Below are 15,129 nucleotides of genomic sequence, written 5' to 3' on the forward strand. Positions count from 1 at the left end.
CCGAAACGGGAGCATCTTTTTTTTTAGACAACACCCTGATTTTTATAGAAAAAATACCACATTGTGACAATTATGGTAACTGCTATTGCCGACCACAGCAGCGTTTATGTTTTTTGCCGCTGCCGCAGGGGCAAGGCGCGTTGCGTCCCACTTTGTCACCCTGCCGGGTGACCGGCTGGCGGGCCCGGGCTTCGCCGCCGCCCTCTCCCCGGCTCAGTTGCATGGGCTGCCTGCGGTTGCGCTGCTGGGCTTCAAGCTCTTCCACATCGTCGCTTCTCACCAGCCGCACCCGGAACAGGGTGCGCACCGTCTGCTCATCCATCCGAGCAATCATCTCCCTGAACATCTGGAACCCTTCCCGCTTGTACTCGATCAGCGGGTTTTTCTGGCCGTAACCGCGCAGGCCGATGCCCTCCTTGAGATGATCCATGTTGAGCAGGTGCTCTTTCCAATGGTTGTCCACCATCTGCAGCAGCAACAGCCGCTCAAGCTGGCGCATGTTGTCGACGCCGATCTCTGCTTCCCGCTCCTCATAACGCGATTTGACCAGGTCCAGCAGTCGCGATTCCAGCTCGGTGGCGTTCAGATCGCTTTTGGCCGCCTCGTCCCACTCCAGAGGAAAGAAAAAGAGATCCTGGCAACGCTCTTCAAGGGCCTGCCAGTCCCAGTCCGCCGAGGGGATGTTGGCGTCCCCGATATCGGCGGCCAGGGCCTGCACCTGCTCGGTGATCATATCCATGACCGCCTCCTTGAGGTCGGTGCTTTCCAGCAGCTCCCGGCGCTGACCGTAGATCACCTCCCGCTGCTTGTTCATGACATCGTCGTACTCCAGCAGGTGCTTACGGATCTCGAAGTTATGGCCCTCCACCTTGCGCTGAGCGTTTTCAATGGCCTTGCTGATCATGTTGTGTTCAATGGGCTCATCTTCCTCCATGCCCAGGCGATCCATGATGCCGGAGATCCGGTCGGAGCCGAAGACCCGCAGCAGGTCGTCCTCCAGGGAGAGAAAAAAACGGGACGAACCGAGGTCACCCTGGCGCCCGGACCGGCCCCGCAGCTGGTTATCAATACGCCGGGACTCATGCCGGCTGGTACCCAGAATATGCAGCCCGCCCAACTCGGCCACCCCCTCCCCTAGCTTGATGTCGGTGCCACGGCCGGCCATGTTGGTGGCAATGGTCACCTTGCCTTTTTGCCCGGCGTCGGCGACGATCTCCGCTTCCTTGTCGTGCTGTTTGGCGTTGAGCACCGCGTGGGGAATTCTATCCTTCTTGAGCATCGCCGAAATCTTTTCCGACACATCAATGCTCACGGTACCCACCAGCACCGGCTGGCCGGCGGTATGCAGCTCCTTGATCTCCCGGACGATGGCCCGGTACTTGGCGGCCAGGGTTTTATAAATGGCATCCGGATAGTCTTCCCGGACCATGGGATGGTGGGTGGGGATCACCATCACGTCCAAGTTGTAGATCTTCTTGAACTCGGCCGCCTCGGTATCGGCAGTCCCGGTCATGCCGGCGAGTTTTTCATACATCCGGAAATAGTTCTGAAAGGTCACCGAGGCCAGGGTCTGGTTCTCCCGTTCCACCTTCACCCCTTCCTTGGCCTCCAAAGCCTGATGCAGGCCGTCGCTGAAACGACGGCCGGTCATGGCCCGGCCGGTGAACTCATCGACGATCACCACCTGGCCGTCGGTCACCAGGTAATCGACATCCCGCTTGAACAGCACGTGGGCCTTCAGTGCCTGGTTAAGATGGTGGAGCTGCTCAATGTTCCGCGGATCATAAAGGTTCTCCACCCCCAGCAACTCCTCGCCCAAGGCCACCCCTTCCTCGGTTAAGGCAACCGACTTGGCCTTTTCATCAATGGTGTAGTGCACCCCGGCCTGAAAACTGGGGATCAGGGTATCGACCTTGACATACAGATCGGTGGAAACATCGGCGGGGCCGGAGATGATCAGCGGTGTACGGGCCTCATCAATGAGGATGCTGTCCACCTCGTCGACAATGGCGAAGTTAGGGGCCCGCTGGCAGAAATCCTCCAGACTGAACTTCATGTTGTCCCGCAGGTAATCGAAGCCGAACTCGTTGTTGGTCCCATAGGTCACATCGGCGGCATAGGCCTCCTTGCGGGCGGCGTCATCGACCCCGGGCACCACCACTCCGACGCTCAGTCCCAGGAAGTTGTACAGCCGCCCCATCCATTCGGCGTCCCGGCGGGCCAGGTAATCGTTGACCGTCACCACGTGCACACCGCGGCCGGTCAGAGCGTTGAGATAGACCGCCAGGGTGGCCACCAGAGTCTTGCCCTCGCCGGTCTTCATTTCGGCGATCCTACCCTGGTGCAGGACGACACCGCCAATGAGCTGGACGTCGAAATGCCGCATCTGAAGCACCCGCCTGGATGCCTCGCGGACCACCGCGAAGGCCTCGGGCAGCAGATCATCAAGAGTGCCACCCTGGTTCAAGCGCTCCCGGAATTCAACGGTTTTGGCGGCCAGGGCGGTGTCGTCCAGGGCTTGCATTTCCGGTTCCAGGGTGTTGATCCGCTCCACCAAAGGTTGCATCACCTTCAGCATTCGTTCATTCTGGCTGCCGAACAGCTTTTTCAGTACTTTTGCCAACATCAGGTAATCTCCTTACGCAGAAGGCGCCGAAGGGTTAAGCCTCGGCCTCCCAGATTAGCGATTCTTCGTTGCAATCGGGGAACATCGGGCAATTGATGCAGTCGCTCCACACCTTGTGGGGCAACTCGTTTTTATCAATCGGGCGAAATTTTATTTTTTTGAAAAACTCCGGCTGATAGGTCAGGGTAAAAACCCGGGTGATTCCGTAGTTACGGGCCTCCTCCAGGCAGGTCTGCACCAGGGCCCGGCCCACCCCCGCCTGCTGAAAGCTTTCCGCCACCGCCAGAGAGCGGATTTCGGCCAGGTTCTCCCAGCAGATATGCAGCGAGCAAACCCCCAGCACCTGCTGGTCGTTATCGGCGGCCACCGCCACCTTGAAATCCCGAAGATGATCGTAGAGGGAACTGAGCGAACGCCCCAGCAGAAGATTGCGGCCGGCAAAAAACTGCAGCAGGGCGTAAATGGCCCTCACATCATCCATCCGGGCCGAGCGCACCAAAAACGCAGGCGCCGGCCGACCGGGGGCTTTGGCTTGTGACGCGGTCATGTCAGTTCCCCTCCCTGGTTTGCACGGCGGTCAAGCCGGCGGCGGTCATCTCCGGCAACGGCGCCAGGATACTCTGGCCGGCCCACAGGCCCAGCAGAAACATCCACATAAAAATACAGAACACCACCACCGCCAGGCTGAACAGACCGCCCCAGCCCAGTTCCACCTTAACCACCGTCTTTTTTTTACCCCGTCGCGCCGCCGCCATCTTGATCGCTCTCCGGCCTGCCTGTCGGCAGTTGCCCGTTGTTGATTTAGTAAACGTGCAACAGCACGGCTGAACATTTACTCAAGGTTAGATCCATGGTCAACGGCATTACATACTCTCGGGGGCGCTCACCCCGATCAGCCGCAGGCCGTTGGCAAAAACCACCCGCAGGGCCAGGGCCAGGGCCAACCTAACCTGGCTTAACTGCTCGTCTTCCCCGACGATCCGATGACGATTGTAATAACCATGGAACCTGGCCGCCAGGTCCTGGAGGTAAAAAACGATACGGTGAGGCTCCAGGGCGACGGCGGCAGTCTCCAGCAGAGAAGGCAGCCCTGCCATGGCCTGCAGCAGTTCCAGTTCTTCAGCTAAATCCAGACGGGAAAAATCAATCTCCGCCACCGCCACCGGTGTCAGCCCCTTTTCCCTGGCCTGGCGCTGGATGCTGCAGAGGCGGGCATGGGCGTACTGGACGTAATAAACCGGGTTTTCCTGTCCCTCCTTGGTGGCCAGATTCAGGTCGAACTCCAACTGGCTGTCGGCCTTGCGCATGAGGAAAAAAAAGCGGGTGACATCGGCCCCCACCAGATCCAGCAACTCATCGACGGTGACGAAGGTGGCCTTGCGGGTGGACATCTTCACCTGCTGGCCATCGCGCATCAGGGTAACAAACTGGTGAATCACCGTGGTCACCTTGCCCGGGTCGTAGCCCAGAGCCTTGATCCCGGCCATCACATCAGGCACCGTGGCGATATGGTCGGAGCCCAGCACGTTGACCAACCAGTCATAGCCGCGCCGCATTTTCTCCCGGTGATAGGCGATATCCGGCAGACGGTAGGTAGGCTCCCCGCTGGATTTAATAATCACCCGGTCCTGCTCCAGCCCGAATTCGGTGGTCTTGAACCACACCGCCCCGTCCTGGTCATAAACCAGACCCTGGTCGCGCAAGTTGGCCACCACCTCATCCACCAGGCCTTGCTCATACAGGGTGTGTTCGTTGTAATAATTATCGAACTTGATACCCAGGCGGGCCAGGGTGGCATTGATATCGGCAAAAATCACCTCTTCCGCCTTTTTGGTAAACGGCAGATGATCGGACACCTCTTTCAAGGCCTCGCCCTGTTCATCCACCAGGGCCAGGGCAATCTCCCGGATATACTCCCCCTGGTAACCGTCCTCGGGAAATTCGTAAGGGACCCCCAGCAGATCCAGATAGCGGGCCCGCACCGATTCCCCCAGCACCCGCATCTGGCGGCCGGCGTCGTTATAATAGTACTCCCGGGTCACCGTGTAGCCGGCGGCACTGAGCAGACGGGCAATGGCATCCCCCAGCACCGCCTGGCGGCCATGCCCCACACTCAAAGGACCGGTGGGGTTGGCACTGACAAACTCCACCAGCACTTCGCGACCCGCACCGCTGCTGCAACGGCCGAATTCTTCCCCCTGTTCCAGAATAACCGGCACCACCGCCTGCCAGACTGCCGGTTTGACAAAGCAGTTGACAAAACCGGGCCCGGCCACCTCCACCCGCTGGAACAGATCACCGGTGTTGGCCGGGTCGCTGAGCAGCCCCACCAGGGCCTCGGCGATTTCCCGGGGCTTGCGTTTTTCCCGACCGGCGGCCACCATGGCCAAATTGGTGGCAAAATCCCCCTGTCCGGCCCGCTTGGGCTCCTCTACTGCATAATCACCGGCAGCCGCCTCGGTCCATAATTTTTGTTCGACGCCCAGGGCGAAACAGCGGTCAATGGCCGCCTGAACCCGTGTCTTGATCATCGTTGCTAAATTCCTTAAGAAAAAAGTAAAAATTTCCGGTTAACTTAACGGGCCGTAAACCCGCTGGTTCATGGCGCCAATACGGCACAAAATCTCGTAACTGATGGTCCCGTGCCAGGCGGCAAGCTCATCGGCACCGATAAACCCTTCTCCCTGGCGACCCAGAAAAACCGCCTCATCCCCGGCCTGCACCAGCGGCAGGGAGCTGATATCGGCCATACAGGCGTTCATGCAGATGGTGCCCAACAGCGGCGCCCGGTGACCTCTCAGCAAAACCTCGGCCCGGCCGCTGATCCCGCGAGGGTAACCGTCGGCATACCCCACCGGCAGCACCGCCAGCCGGGTGCGACCGGAGGTCACATAACGGTGACCATAGCTGACCCCATGACCGGCAGGCAACTCCTTGACCTGCAGCACCCGACTGTGCAGGCTCATGGCCGGCTGCAGCGGCGGCACGACCCCAGCAAATTCCGCCGGCAAGGGAGAATAACCATACAGGCTGATCCCCGGGCGTACCAAATCGCCGTGGGCCCAAGGAAAACGCAGCAGGGCCGCCGAATTGGCCATGTGCAGCAGTGGCCGGGGAACATCGGCCGGCGGCAGACAGACCGCATATCCGGCCTGCAGCAGTTGCCACTGTTCCCGACAGCGTTCCTCCGCGCCGGGTACATCGGCCAGAGGGAAATGGGACATGAGGCCGGCCAAATGCAAGCCGGGCAGCCTGGCAATGAGCGCCGCCAACCGGGTAAGGTCAGTGGGAACCACGCCGAACCGGCCCATCCCGGCATCAAGTTTCAGATGAACCCCCACCATCCCGGCCCGCCTTTCGGCCAGGCGGGACAACTCCGCCAGCCCGGCGGGATCGAAAACCACCGGGCTCAATCGGTTTTCGACCACCTCGGCCGCCTCTCCGGGGGCAACACCCAGCAGGAGCACCACCTCGCCTGCCAGCCCGGCCCGGCGCAGCCTGACCCCTTCTTCCACGGTGCCCACCCCGAAACAATCAGCCCCGGCCCGGGCAAAGGCCTCGGCCGCCGCCTCCAGGCCATGGCCGTAAGCATCGGCTTTGACCACCGCCATGATCCTGATCCCCGGCAGCAACCGGGAGCGCACCGCCTTAAAATTAGCCTGCAGAGCCTTAAGGTCGACCTGCACCGAATTATAAGAGGCGGCGCCCCTCATGCCGGCCGCCTGCGAGACCACTGGCGCCAGAACAGCCCGCTGGCCAGCAGCAGGGACAGCCCCACCGCCAGGTAAATCAGGGCCACCCAGAACTCCGGCAAACCAAACCCCCGCAGGACGCGCCCGGCAACCATCATCACCACCACCAGGGCCCACATCTTAAACGAATACACTGCCCCCAGGCAGGTGTTTTCCTGCAGCGCCAGGATCCGGACAATATTTTTCCGGGCCGAAGGAATCAGCATAAAGTAAGCCTTCAGGGCGCCAGCGGCCAGTGCCACCAGGGGTGGCCAGTAGGCACCGTCGCCATAGAGCAGCACTCCCCTGATCAGCAGATAGACACCGATAAAGCTCCAGAGCACGGCGGCCAGCAGCAGGTGGGCCTGCACCGAGGCTCCTGGCTTGAAGCGCTGCGCGGCTTGGGTGAACATGACCAGTTTTCCGTGCCTCCCCGAGGCGGGATTACCAAACAAGAATAGGCATATCCCGCCTCGGGGACATGCCTATTCATCAGCAGCTTACACCAAGGTTTAGGCTACATTAAACCTCGGTTACGGTGATGGCGCCTTCCGGGCAAACCTCAACGCAGGTCTCGCAACCCAGGCACTCATCCACGTTAACGGGATCAGCCTTGCCGTCAACCATTTCAAAAACCTGGGCCGGGCAGGCGTTTACGCACTCTTCATCACCGCTGCATTTGTCTTTGTCGACATCAACTTGCCACATGATTCATTCCTCCGTGTTAACGAAATAATAAGTTAAATACAGGCTCGAAGCGGATCACCTTGTGGCGCTGGGGAAGCTGCGCGCAATGCTCCACTCCCAACCAGATCACTTCGAGCCATCAATTTCCGACACTTTTCTCTAATGCACCGCCTTTTTTTTGTCAACATAAAAGCGGTGACGAATCCTTTGGTGGCGGTCCGGATGGCACCGGCCGGGAGCGCCTGTTGACCGCAACGCCCAAATAAGGTAGCTTTTCGTGGTTAAACGGCTATTTTCAGTTTTACAACCACGCAGGTAATCACCGAGGTGGCAGAATATATGACCTGATTCGTTAACAGGTCAACCCATCAGGAGTACAACCGATGAGCAAAGCTAACCCCCCGGCCAAGACCAAAAACAAGGGCCTGAGCGCCGAGAAATCAGAAGAAGCGATGATTGGCGGCATCATCGAGGGCAGCCCCGAGGCGGTGGGGGTGGCAGTGCTGCGCCTGGCCTGCGGCTGTCGCAAGATGGCAGCGGTGGACAAGGAGGGGGAGCCGGCCAGCAAGGTGGTCATTTACCGCGACAACGCCCTGAACGTCTGCGATCAATGCCAGGAGGACAACGGCGCCTTCATCCGGGTCAAAGAGTCCTTCATCCACTGGACCGACCCCGCGCCGCCTGAGGAACAGCAAAAAAAGATTCGCGCCAAAGTTTTCGGCACCGTCACCACCCACTGACCCGATGCAGAAACTCGGTGCCAGACCCGTCATCATCCCCATCGCCAGCGGCAAGGGCGGCGCGGGCAAAAGTGTTTTTGCCGCCAGCCTGGCCATTAATCTGGCCCGCCGTGGGGCCAGGGTGGTGGCGGCAGATCTCGACCTGGGCGGCTCCAACCTCCACACCTATCTCGGCCTGCCCAACACCAACCCCGGGGTGGGCGATTTCCTCAAACAGCAACGCCGGGAACTGCAGAAACTGCTGGTTCCCACTTCTTTCAACGGCCTGCGTTTTCTCCCCGGCGATGGCAAAACCCCTTTCATGGCCAACATCCCCAGCCAGCAGCGTTTTCTGCTGCTGAGCCAATTGCAGCAGCTACCGGCCGATTACGTGATCATCGACCTGGGAGCCGGCTCGGCCCTCAACACCATGAACCTCTTCGGCCTGGCCCGGAACGGTATTGTCATCACCACCCTGGACACCCCGGCCATGATGAACGCCCTGGTCTTTCTTCGCAACTTCATGTTCGCCAATATCATCAGCCTCACCGCCAAACGAGCACCCATTAAAAAGGATCTGCTGGCCGCCTACCGCCGCTCCGCCGGCGGGGCCAACCTGACGGTGGAGGAGGTCTACCGGCTGATCGAACGGCACGACCCCCTGCTGGCTCGGGAAACCAGGAAACGCTGCGGGGGCTTCCAGCCGCGACTGGTTTACAACATGGCCGATGAGGCCGAAGAACTGCAGGTGGCCCAGCGTATCGAAAGCACCATGAAAAAAAATCTCTCCCTGCAAAGCTCCACCCTGGGGCTACTATTCCATGACCCGGCCGTCCGGCTGGCAGTGAGGAAAAACCGGGTATTTCTGCAAGACCACCCAGACACCCCTTATGCCCGCGGCCTGGCGGCCATTACCGAACGTATTCTGCAGCCGCCCGCCGCCCCCCGCCTGGACGACCTGATCCGCGAAGCTGCGACTCACCGCGCAGCCCCGGCCCGGTAAGCCGCGGCGCGGGCCACCAGGGCCGGGGCCCATTCCGGGGTGCCCAGGGCGTGGATGTGGGTATAAAGGGCGAGCACATTGCCGATGGTAAGGCCATCGCGGCCCTCGCTGAAGCCAACCCCCCGGGCCATGACCAGGGCCAGGCCGGCGGGGTCAATCGCCGCCTGCGTCACCGTCGAATAACGGAATTCATGCCCCCGGATCTCGGTGCCGGGGGCGTAAAATGGATTTTCCCGCTCCACCCGCAGCACCGTGTAGCCATGAGCCTGGGGCTTGCGCGCCAGCCCGAAGCGTACCGGAAAGACCCCGGCCAGGGAAAATTCCTGACCGTCCAGCACAATGGCCTCGCCAAGATAGATCAACCCCCCGCATTCAGCGTAAATTGGCAGACCGGCGGCCGCCGCCCGGCGCACCGATTCCCGGAAGGAAATATTGCTTGACAGCGCCGCCGCCGAGGTTTCCGGGAAACCACCCCCGATATAAAGTGCGTCCAGATCAGACGGCAAGGCCGCCGCCACCAGGGCATTGACCGGCACCAACTCCGCTCCCGCCGCCGTCAGGGCCTCCAGGTTGTCGGGGTAATAAAACTGAAAAGCGACATCCAACAGGTAGCCGATCCGCAACGACCCGGCCACCGTCCCAGCAGGCGCAACCTGCGGCACCCCGTGATCGTTTACGGGACCGAACCTGCGGCTGGTTACCGAGGGTTTTATCTGGTCCGCCGGTTTCAACTTTCCGTTGACGTTCACGGCCCAACCGGCAACATCAGCCGCCCCGCCCATGGCAACAACAATCCGTTCCAGATCAAGACACTTTTCCGCCTGTTCGCCCAGCTCGAGCACGGCCCGGTTCGCCTCGCCATGCTCCACGGCGGGGGTCACCCCCAGGTGCCGCTGGGGGAAAAAATCCCGGCGGCTCCGGGGCACCGCCCCCAGCACCGGCAAGCCGGTATATCGTTCCACCGCCTGGCGGACGATACTTTCATGGCGCGCCCCTCCCACCCGGTTCAGCACCACCCCGGCAATGGCCAGCTCAGGATCAAAATGACGACAACCCAGCACCTGGGCCGCCACGGTGCGGGTGGTCTTGGTGCAATCCACCACCAGCAGCACCGGCACCGCAAGCAACCGAGCCAACTCGGCGCTGCTGCAACTGCCCTCCACATCCACCCCGTCGAATAACCCCCGGTTGCCCTCCAGCACCGCCAGCTCCGCCCCGGCCAGATGCTCGGCAAAAGAGGCCCGAATCACCGATGCGGACATCAGGTAGGGGTCCAGATTATAACAGGGGCGGCCGGCGGCCAGGGCCAGCCAGCCGGCATCGATATAATCCGGCCCTTTCTTGAAGACCGCCAGTAGATGACCGCGCCGCCTCAAGGCCGCAGCCAAACCCACCGCCACCACACTCTTTCCACTGCCGCCAGCCAGGCCGGCCACCAGCAGCCCGCCTGCCACTGCTTGCTCCGCCATACTTTCTTCCCCACTGCCCACGGCAGTCGCTATTTTTTGCTCCACCCACCGGTTCTCCTTCATAACCACGGCCACTATACCTCTTCCCTTCCCGAGAAGCCAGAACCACAACTGCTCTTCCAGGGCCCATCAACGTCGGGCCACGCTTGTACAGGGGCCCGACCGCTTACCGTTTGCCCCCCTGTGATCAGTTACCTTACTTTTTTATAACTATCCAGCTCATGCGGGGGTAACTGTTCAGCAGTGCCCCAGGTTGGGGCAAGCGGCCTGGCGCCGCGTACTGTTGGGTACGCAAGCCGGGCCGATCGCCCCAAGATGGGGTGCTGCTGGACAGTTACACTTTTTTTTGACCTGGGCTCCGGGCTGTGTTATCTTTTTTGGTTTTGACCCTCACCATAAAAACAACACTTTGCCTACCCCAGGGAAACTATCATGTCGGAAAAAGCAGAAAGCCAAGAACAGTTAAACAAAATCATCGCCGAGCTGGAACAGAAATGTGCCGATAAGCCCAATAATGTGCCCGCTCACCACCACCTGGCCCTGGTTTACCGCAAGGCGAACCGCATTGACGACGCCATCCGGGAACTGGAAAAGTGCCTGGAACTTGACAACCAGGCGGTGGAGGCCTATATCAACTTGGGTGCCATCTACTTCGAGCAGGGCAACCTGGACAAGGCTCTGGAGGTCAACCTCAACGCCATCAAGGTGCTGCCGGAAATGTCGCAGGCCCATAACAACATCGGCCTGATCAGGCAGCAGCAGGGTGAGGCGGCTGCCGCCATCGCCGCTTATGAAGAGGCGGTGCGCCACGATCCCAAGCTAACCAACGCCTGGGTCAACATGGCCTCCTGCCGGATCATGGCCGGCGAGTTCGACCAGGCGCGCCAGGCGGCCAAAGAGGCGATCAAGCTCGCCCCCGATTTCGGCATGGCCCATAACAACCTGGCCGTGGCCCATTACTACCTGGAACAATACCAGGAGGCCAAAGAGGCGGCCGACAAAGCCCAAAGCCTCGGCTACCCGGTGGACCCGCGCTTCCGGCAAGCGCTTGAAGAAGCCCTGACCACATGAAAGGCCAACAGATTAAAATCCGCCCCCGCTGTCCTTTTTGCGGCGACGAAATCGAACCACCCCAGGACCAGGATCAGCGCAAGCTGGGAGAATTCAAAGTCGGCCGCTGTCAATGCGGCGCGGTTTATGCCTGTGATGCCACCGGCCACAATATCGGCTCGGCGATGATCGAGGCCCTGGTACACGCCTGTAACGACAACTGGGAACTGGCCTGGGAGTTGCTGCCGGACCAGGACTACCTTACCGGCCGGGTGGAAAGCTACGACGAAATCACCCACCAGACCCTGGAGCAGCGCCATTTGGACGGCCGCTACGTCCGCGGGGTGCTCTATTTTGTCCGGCTGCAGAAGGAGATTGAAGAGATTACCCAGCAGCTCCAAGCAAAGCCCGCCGATTATTTGCCGCCCCTGGAACCCGAACGCGACCCCCATCGCCGCCGGCAACGAGCCGACAAAAAAGAGGTGCAGCGCCTGGCCCTGGCCGGCGACATTGACGGGCTGGTGGATCTGACCCTCGATGATGTTCGCACCCTGCGTTTTCTCCAGCGCCTGCTCTACACCCCCGATGACGATCAGCGCTGGTGGCTGGCCCACGTCATCGGTCAGGTTTGTGCCCGGGTGGCTACCCGCCAGCCCGGGGTGGTCAGCGACCTGCTGCACCGGCTCTTTGACGCCAGCAGTGATTCCGCTGCCGCCAACTGGGGGCTGGTGGAAACCATGGGCGCCATCATCGCCGGCCGGCCGGACATCTACGGCGCTTTTACCCGACACCTGCTGCGCTACATCAATCATGTCAGCACCCGCCCCCTGGTCCTCTGGGCCCTGGGCAGCGTGGCCGCCCGCCGGCCGGACCTGATCCGGGCCAACCAGTTTTACCAGTTGTTCAATCTGCTGAACGATCCCGATGCCTTGACTCGCGCCCTGACCATCAGGCTTTTGGGCCGGGCCGGAGCCCGGGAAGTTTGCGACCGCCTGGCGGCGCTCACCCGGGATCAGACCCCGGTGACCATCCACGAAGAGGGCCGCCCCCGGGCAACCACCGTCGGCGATCTGGCCGCGGAGGCACTAATGATGACTTCGCAAGAAGTCATCATCGCGCCCATGGATGGGCGCGCAAATCAATAGCTTGCTTGGTAAGATATTGATTTGTAAGGAAAGCGGAAACCTCGTTTTCGCTTTCCGGGGAGCAAAAAGTCCATGGACGGACTTTTTGCGGATTCATCAATAATGATGATAGAGAAGGTGGAACAATCATGAGCAACGACATCGACAAAGAACAGGAAGAACCTAAAAGTCAGGCCCAGCAGGACTACGATGAGGGCCTGGAAAAAATGAAAAACAAGGCTCTGCCCCAGGCGGCGGCGGCCTTTCACAATTCCTTGCGGGGGTTTGAAGAAGAGGGGGACGAGACCGGCGTGGCCCGAGCAGTGACCAAACTGGCGGAAGTCTGCCTGCTGCGGGAAGAATACCCCAAGGCGCTGGAACACCTGCAACGGGCCCTGGCCATCTGCCGGGCGGCCAACGATCACCTGAGCGTAACCTACCTGGAAAAACAGCTTTTTTACACCAACCTCTCCCTGGGCAACCACGAACGAGCCCTGGAGTTGGGGCTGGAGTTGCTGGCCGCCTACCAGGATTACAACAATCCCGCCGGAGCTGTGGAAATCCTGGAGAAATTAGCGGAAGTTTACCTGGCTGTCGGCGACCGCGCAAAGGCGGCCGAAAGCCTGCGTACCGCCGCCGGCATCCATAAAAATTTCAAGCACCAGCGCGCGGCCCAGCAACTGCTGGACCAGGCCGAGGCCATCAGCCGCGGTTAAAGACACCCAAACCTGACCGGCGGGCTACCGTACCCGAGCTGCTTTGCTTGGGCCTTTTTTGCCAGCGAACGCCAACCCAGCCCGACCCGTCATGATTCGGCGCTGGCCGCACTGTCTCCAAACCACTTGACCATGATGATACTGATTTCGTAAAGGACGATCAGCGGCCCCACCATCAGCAGCTGATTGACCGGATCGGCGGTGGGGGTAAGCATGGCGGCAATGATAAAGGCCAACAGGATGGCATACCGGCGGTGGCGCACCAGAAAGGGGGCGTCCACCACCCGCAGCCGGGCCAGCATGACCATGAACACCGGCAATTGGAAGATCACCCCAAAGGCGATGAACAACCGCAATGACAGCCCGAAGTATTCACTGACCCCGGGCATGGTGGCCAGATATTCGTGGGAGTAGCCAACCAGGAAGCGGAAAGCGGGTGGAAATATCACGTAATAGGCAAAGGCCGCGCCCGCCAGAAAACAGAGCACCGAAATGACGGTAAAGGGCAGCACCACCTTCTTTTCATGGCGGTATAGCCCCGGCGCCACGAAGCTCCAGAACTGCCAGAAAATAACCGGCAAGGCCAGCAGCAGGGCGGCGGTGAAGGCCACCTTCAGATAAAAAAAAACCCTTCCTGGTAAGAGGTGAAAATCAGCGTGCTTTCGGACGGCAGGGCGGCGAACAGGGGGGCAAAGAACCAGTGGCCAATGGGCTCGGCGAAACTGTAGGTGCCCACGAAAAAGACCCCCACGGCGATCAGTGATCGCACCAAGGCCCGACGCAAATCGGTCAGGTGTTCGGCGAGAGTCTGCGACTGAAATGTTTCTTCCATAGTCGTGACATACTAACGTCACCATCGGCCGTGGTCAAGCATTTCAGCTCTCTCTTAATATCCTTCAAAGTCGGGTCGCTCCTGAACGGGGGCCGTAAAACCCACGGCCAAAACCAATAATTTTGACTGATCCTCGGATCTGTTTATGGTTTCAACTGATGCATGACGGGCTTTTGCAAAACGACAACTATGATAATCTCGCAAAAACCCGCCAAAGGGGTTGGTCGGGAGCGTGAAAACAAATAGCTACAAAGAGTGCCCAGTCGGCGACGCGGCTTTTTGCGACGCCGACCACTTTCAGGCCGGACGGCAACTGCTGCAGCGGCCACTGCTGCCGTTGGTGCGCCTGGTACACCTGCTCTTTCTCACCGGACCTTTCACCACTCTTGGAGAGTTGCTGAGCCAGCTTACCGAGCCGCTGGAGACTGCGGGGATCAATTATGACCGCCCCGCCGACCTGCTGGCTCCCCACCTGACGGCCCTCAGGCCCCTGGAGGCACTGAAGGACCCGGCCAGCGAGGCAAAAAAAATCACCATCCTGGACCAGCATGACCACCCCCTGCCGGCCATGGAAGCCTTAGCCATGCAGGTAAACCAGGCTGTGCTGGAGCAGGAACTGGAAGCCATCAACAGCCTGCTCTGCGGACCCTGCCGGTGCAGCCTCTGTTGCACCGGACCAACCGAGGAGATGCGCCAGCTTTTTTTTGAAATCCCCCTGCAGCCGGAGGAGGCGAATTTAATGGCCCTGCCGCAAATCGACACCCCGGCCAGTCAAGCCCGGGACAGCGCCACCGAACCTCCTTTTGAACTCCACGGCCGGCCTTTTTATCAACAGCCGCCGGCTGTTTATCACTGGCGGGCTGGCTGGAGCATGATCCTGCCCCACGGCAGCAGTTGTCCCCAGCTTGATGACCGGGGCGGCTGCCGTATTTACCCTGCCCGGCCGAAGGTCTGCCGCCGCCCTCAGATTTTTGCCTATATTCTGGAATGCGACGAAGAAGCCCAAAGCTCACAAGACCCTCCTGTCTACCGGGCCCGCCACAAACTGCTGGCCGTCTGGGACTGCCCTTACGTTCAGGTGCTGCAAGACGAGATCGCCGCCTTTGCCCAGCTCAGCGGCCTGGAACCGATCTTCCGCACCAATAAGAACTAGCCACAGGCCGAAACCGGTG

At 60.3% G+C, this 15,129-nt stretch carries 14 protein-coding genes and 1 pseudogene; 6 read left to right on the plus strand and 9 right to left on the minus strand.

What is annotated here, in order from left to right:
• Positions 1-82 precede the first annotated feature (82 nt).
• From secA to P0N66_RS09320, 7 genes are all read right to left on the minus strand, one after another.
• Complete coding sequence (gene secA / locus P0N66_RS09290) at positions 83-2,626, minus strand: preprotein translocase subunit SecA (protein WP_275804646.1); 2,544 nt, start codon at positions 2,624-2,626, stop codon at positions 83-85.
• A 34-nt stretch (positions 2,627-2,660) separates the two neighbouring features.
• Positions 2,661-3,173, minus strand: coding sequence for an N-acetyltransferase (locus tag P0N66_RS09295; RefSeq protein ID WP_275804648.1), 513 nt, complete (start codon positions 3,171-3,173; stop codon positions 2,661-2,663).
• Between the two features lies 1 nt (position 3,174).
• Complete coding sequence (locus tag P0N66_RS09300; protein WP_275804650.1) at positions 3,175-3,381, minus strand: hypothetical protein; 207 nt, start codon at positions 3,379-3,381, stop codon at positions 3,175-3,177.
• A gap of 108 nt (positions 3,382-3,489) precedes the next feature.
• Positions 3,490-5,157: an arginine--tRNA ligase gene (gene argS / locus P0N66_RS09305; RefSeq protein ID WP_275804653.1), complete on the minus strand. Its 1,668-nt coding sequence runs from the start codon at positions 5,155-5,157 to the stop codon at positions 3,490-3,492.
• A gap of 39 nt (positions 5,158-5,196) precedes the next feature.
• On the minus strand, positions 5,197-6,339 hold the full coding sequence (gene alr / locus P0N66_RS09310; protein WP_275804655.1) for an alanine racemase: 1,143 nt from the start codon (positions 6,337-6,339) through the stop codon (positions 5,197-5,199).
• Positions 6,336-6,770 (minus strand): hypothetical protein, encoded by a 435-nt coding sequence (locus P0N66_RS09315; protein WP_275804657.1) that lies wholly within the window; start codon positions 6,768-6,770, stop codon positions 6,336-6,338. Before P0N66_RS09315 ends, alr begins: the two co-directional genes overlap by 4 nt.
• 109 nt (positions 6,771-6,879) lie before the next feature.
• On the minus strand, positions 6,880-7,065 hold the full coding sequence (locus P0N66_RS09320) for a ferredoxin family protein (protein ID WP_007294967.1): 186 nt from the start codon (positions 7,063-7,065) through the stop codon (positions 6,880-6,882).
• A gap of 362 nt (positions 7,066-7,427) precedes the next feature.
• Here P0N66_RS09320 and P0N66_RS09325 point away from each other — a divergent pair, with 362 nt between their 5' ends.
• Positions 7,428-7,784, plus strand: coding sequence for a hypothetical protein (locus P0N66_RS09325; RefSeq protein ID WP_275804666.1), 357 nt, complete (start codon positions 7,428-7,430; stop codon positions 7,782-7,784).
• 4 nt (positions 7,785-7,788) lie between these two features.
• On the plus strand, positions 7,789-8,766 hold the full coding sequence (locus P0N66_RS09330) for a P-loop NTPase (RefSeq protein ID WP_275804668.1): 978 nt from the start codon (positions 7,789-7,791) through the stop codon (positions 8,764-8,766).
• Here the strand turns inward: P0N66_RS09330 and P0N66_RS09335 are convergent.
• Positions 8,742-10,235 carry a cobyrinic acid a,c-diamide synthase CobB gene (locus tag P0N66_RS09335; protein ID WP_275804670.1) on the minus strand — a complete coding sequence of 498 codons (1,494 nt, stop codon included), beginning with the start codon at positions 10,233-10,235 and terminating at the stop codon, positions 8,742-8,744. The two genes, P0N66_RS09330 and P0N66_RS09335, sit on opposite strands and share 25 nt — an antisense overlap.
• Before the next feature lie 432 nt (positions 10,236-10,667).
• Here P0N66_RS09335 and P0N66_RS09340 point away from each other — a divergent pair, with 432 nt between their 5' ends.
• The 3 genes from P0N66_RS09340 to P0N66_RS09350 all read left to right on the plus strand — a co-directional run bounded on the left by P0N66_RS09340 (position 10,668) and on the right by P0N66_RS09350 (position 13,125).
• Positions 10,668-11,306, plus strand: coding sequence for a tetratricopeptide repeat protein (locus P0N66_RS09340; protein ID WP_275804672.1), 639 nt, complete (start codon positions 10,668-10,670; stop codon positions 11,304-11,306).
• A complete protein-coding gene (locus tag P0N66_RS09345) occupies positions 11,303-12,430 on the plus strand; it encodes a DVU0298 family protein (protein WP_275804675.1) in 1,128 nt (375 codons plus the stop codon). Before P0N66_RS09340 ends, P0N66_RS09345 begins: the two co-directional genes overlap by 4 nt.
• Positions 12,431-12,558: 128 nt before the next feature.
• Complete coding sequence (locus P0N66_RS09350; RefSeq protein WP_275804677.1) at positions 12,559-13,125, plus strand: tetratricopeptide repeat protein; 567 nt, start codon at positions 12,559-12,561, stop codon at positions 13,123-13,125.
• Positions 13,126-13,214: 89 nt separating this feature from the next.
• Here the strand turns inward: P0N66_RS09350 and tatC are convergent.
• Positions 13,215-13,957, minus strand: a pseudogene (gene tatC / locus P0N66_RS09355) (twin-arginine translocase subunit TatC).
• A 232-nt stretch (positions 13,958-14,189) separates the two neighbouring features.
• Here tatC and P0N66_RS09365 point away from each other — a divergent pair.
• Positions 14,190-15,110, plus strand: a complete 921-nt coding sequence (locus P0N66_RS09365; RefSeq protein WP_275804684.1) for a YkgJ family cysteine cluster protein — start codon at positions 14,190-14,192, stop codon at positions 15,108-15,110.
• Positions 15,111-15,129: the final 19 nt, after the last annotated feature.

The sequence above is a fragment of the Desulfurivibrio dismutans genome (genome assembly GCF_029210385.1).
In the GTDB taxonomy this organism is placed as follows: Bacteria; Desulfobacterota; Desulfobulbia; order Desulfobulbales; family Desulfurivibrionaceae; genus Desulfurivibrio; species Desulfurivibrio dismutans.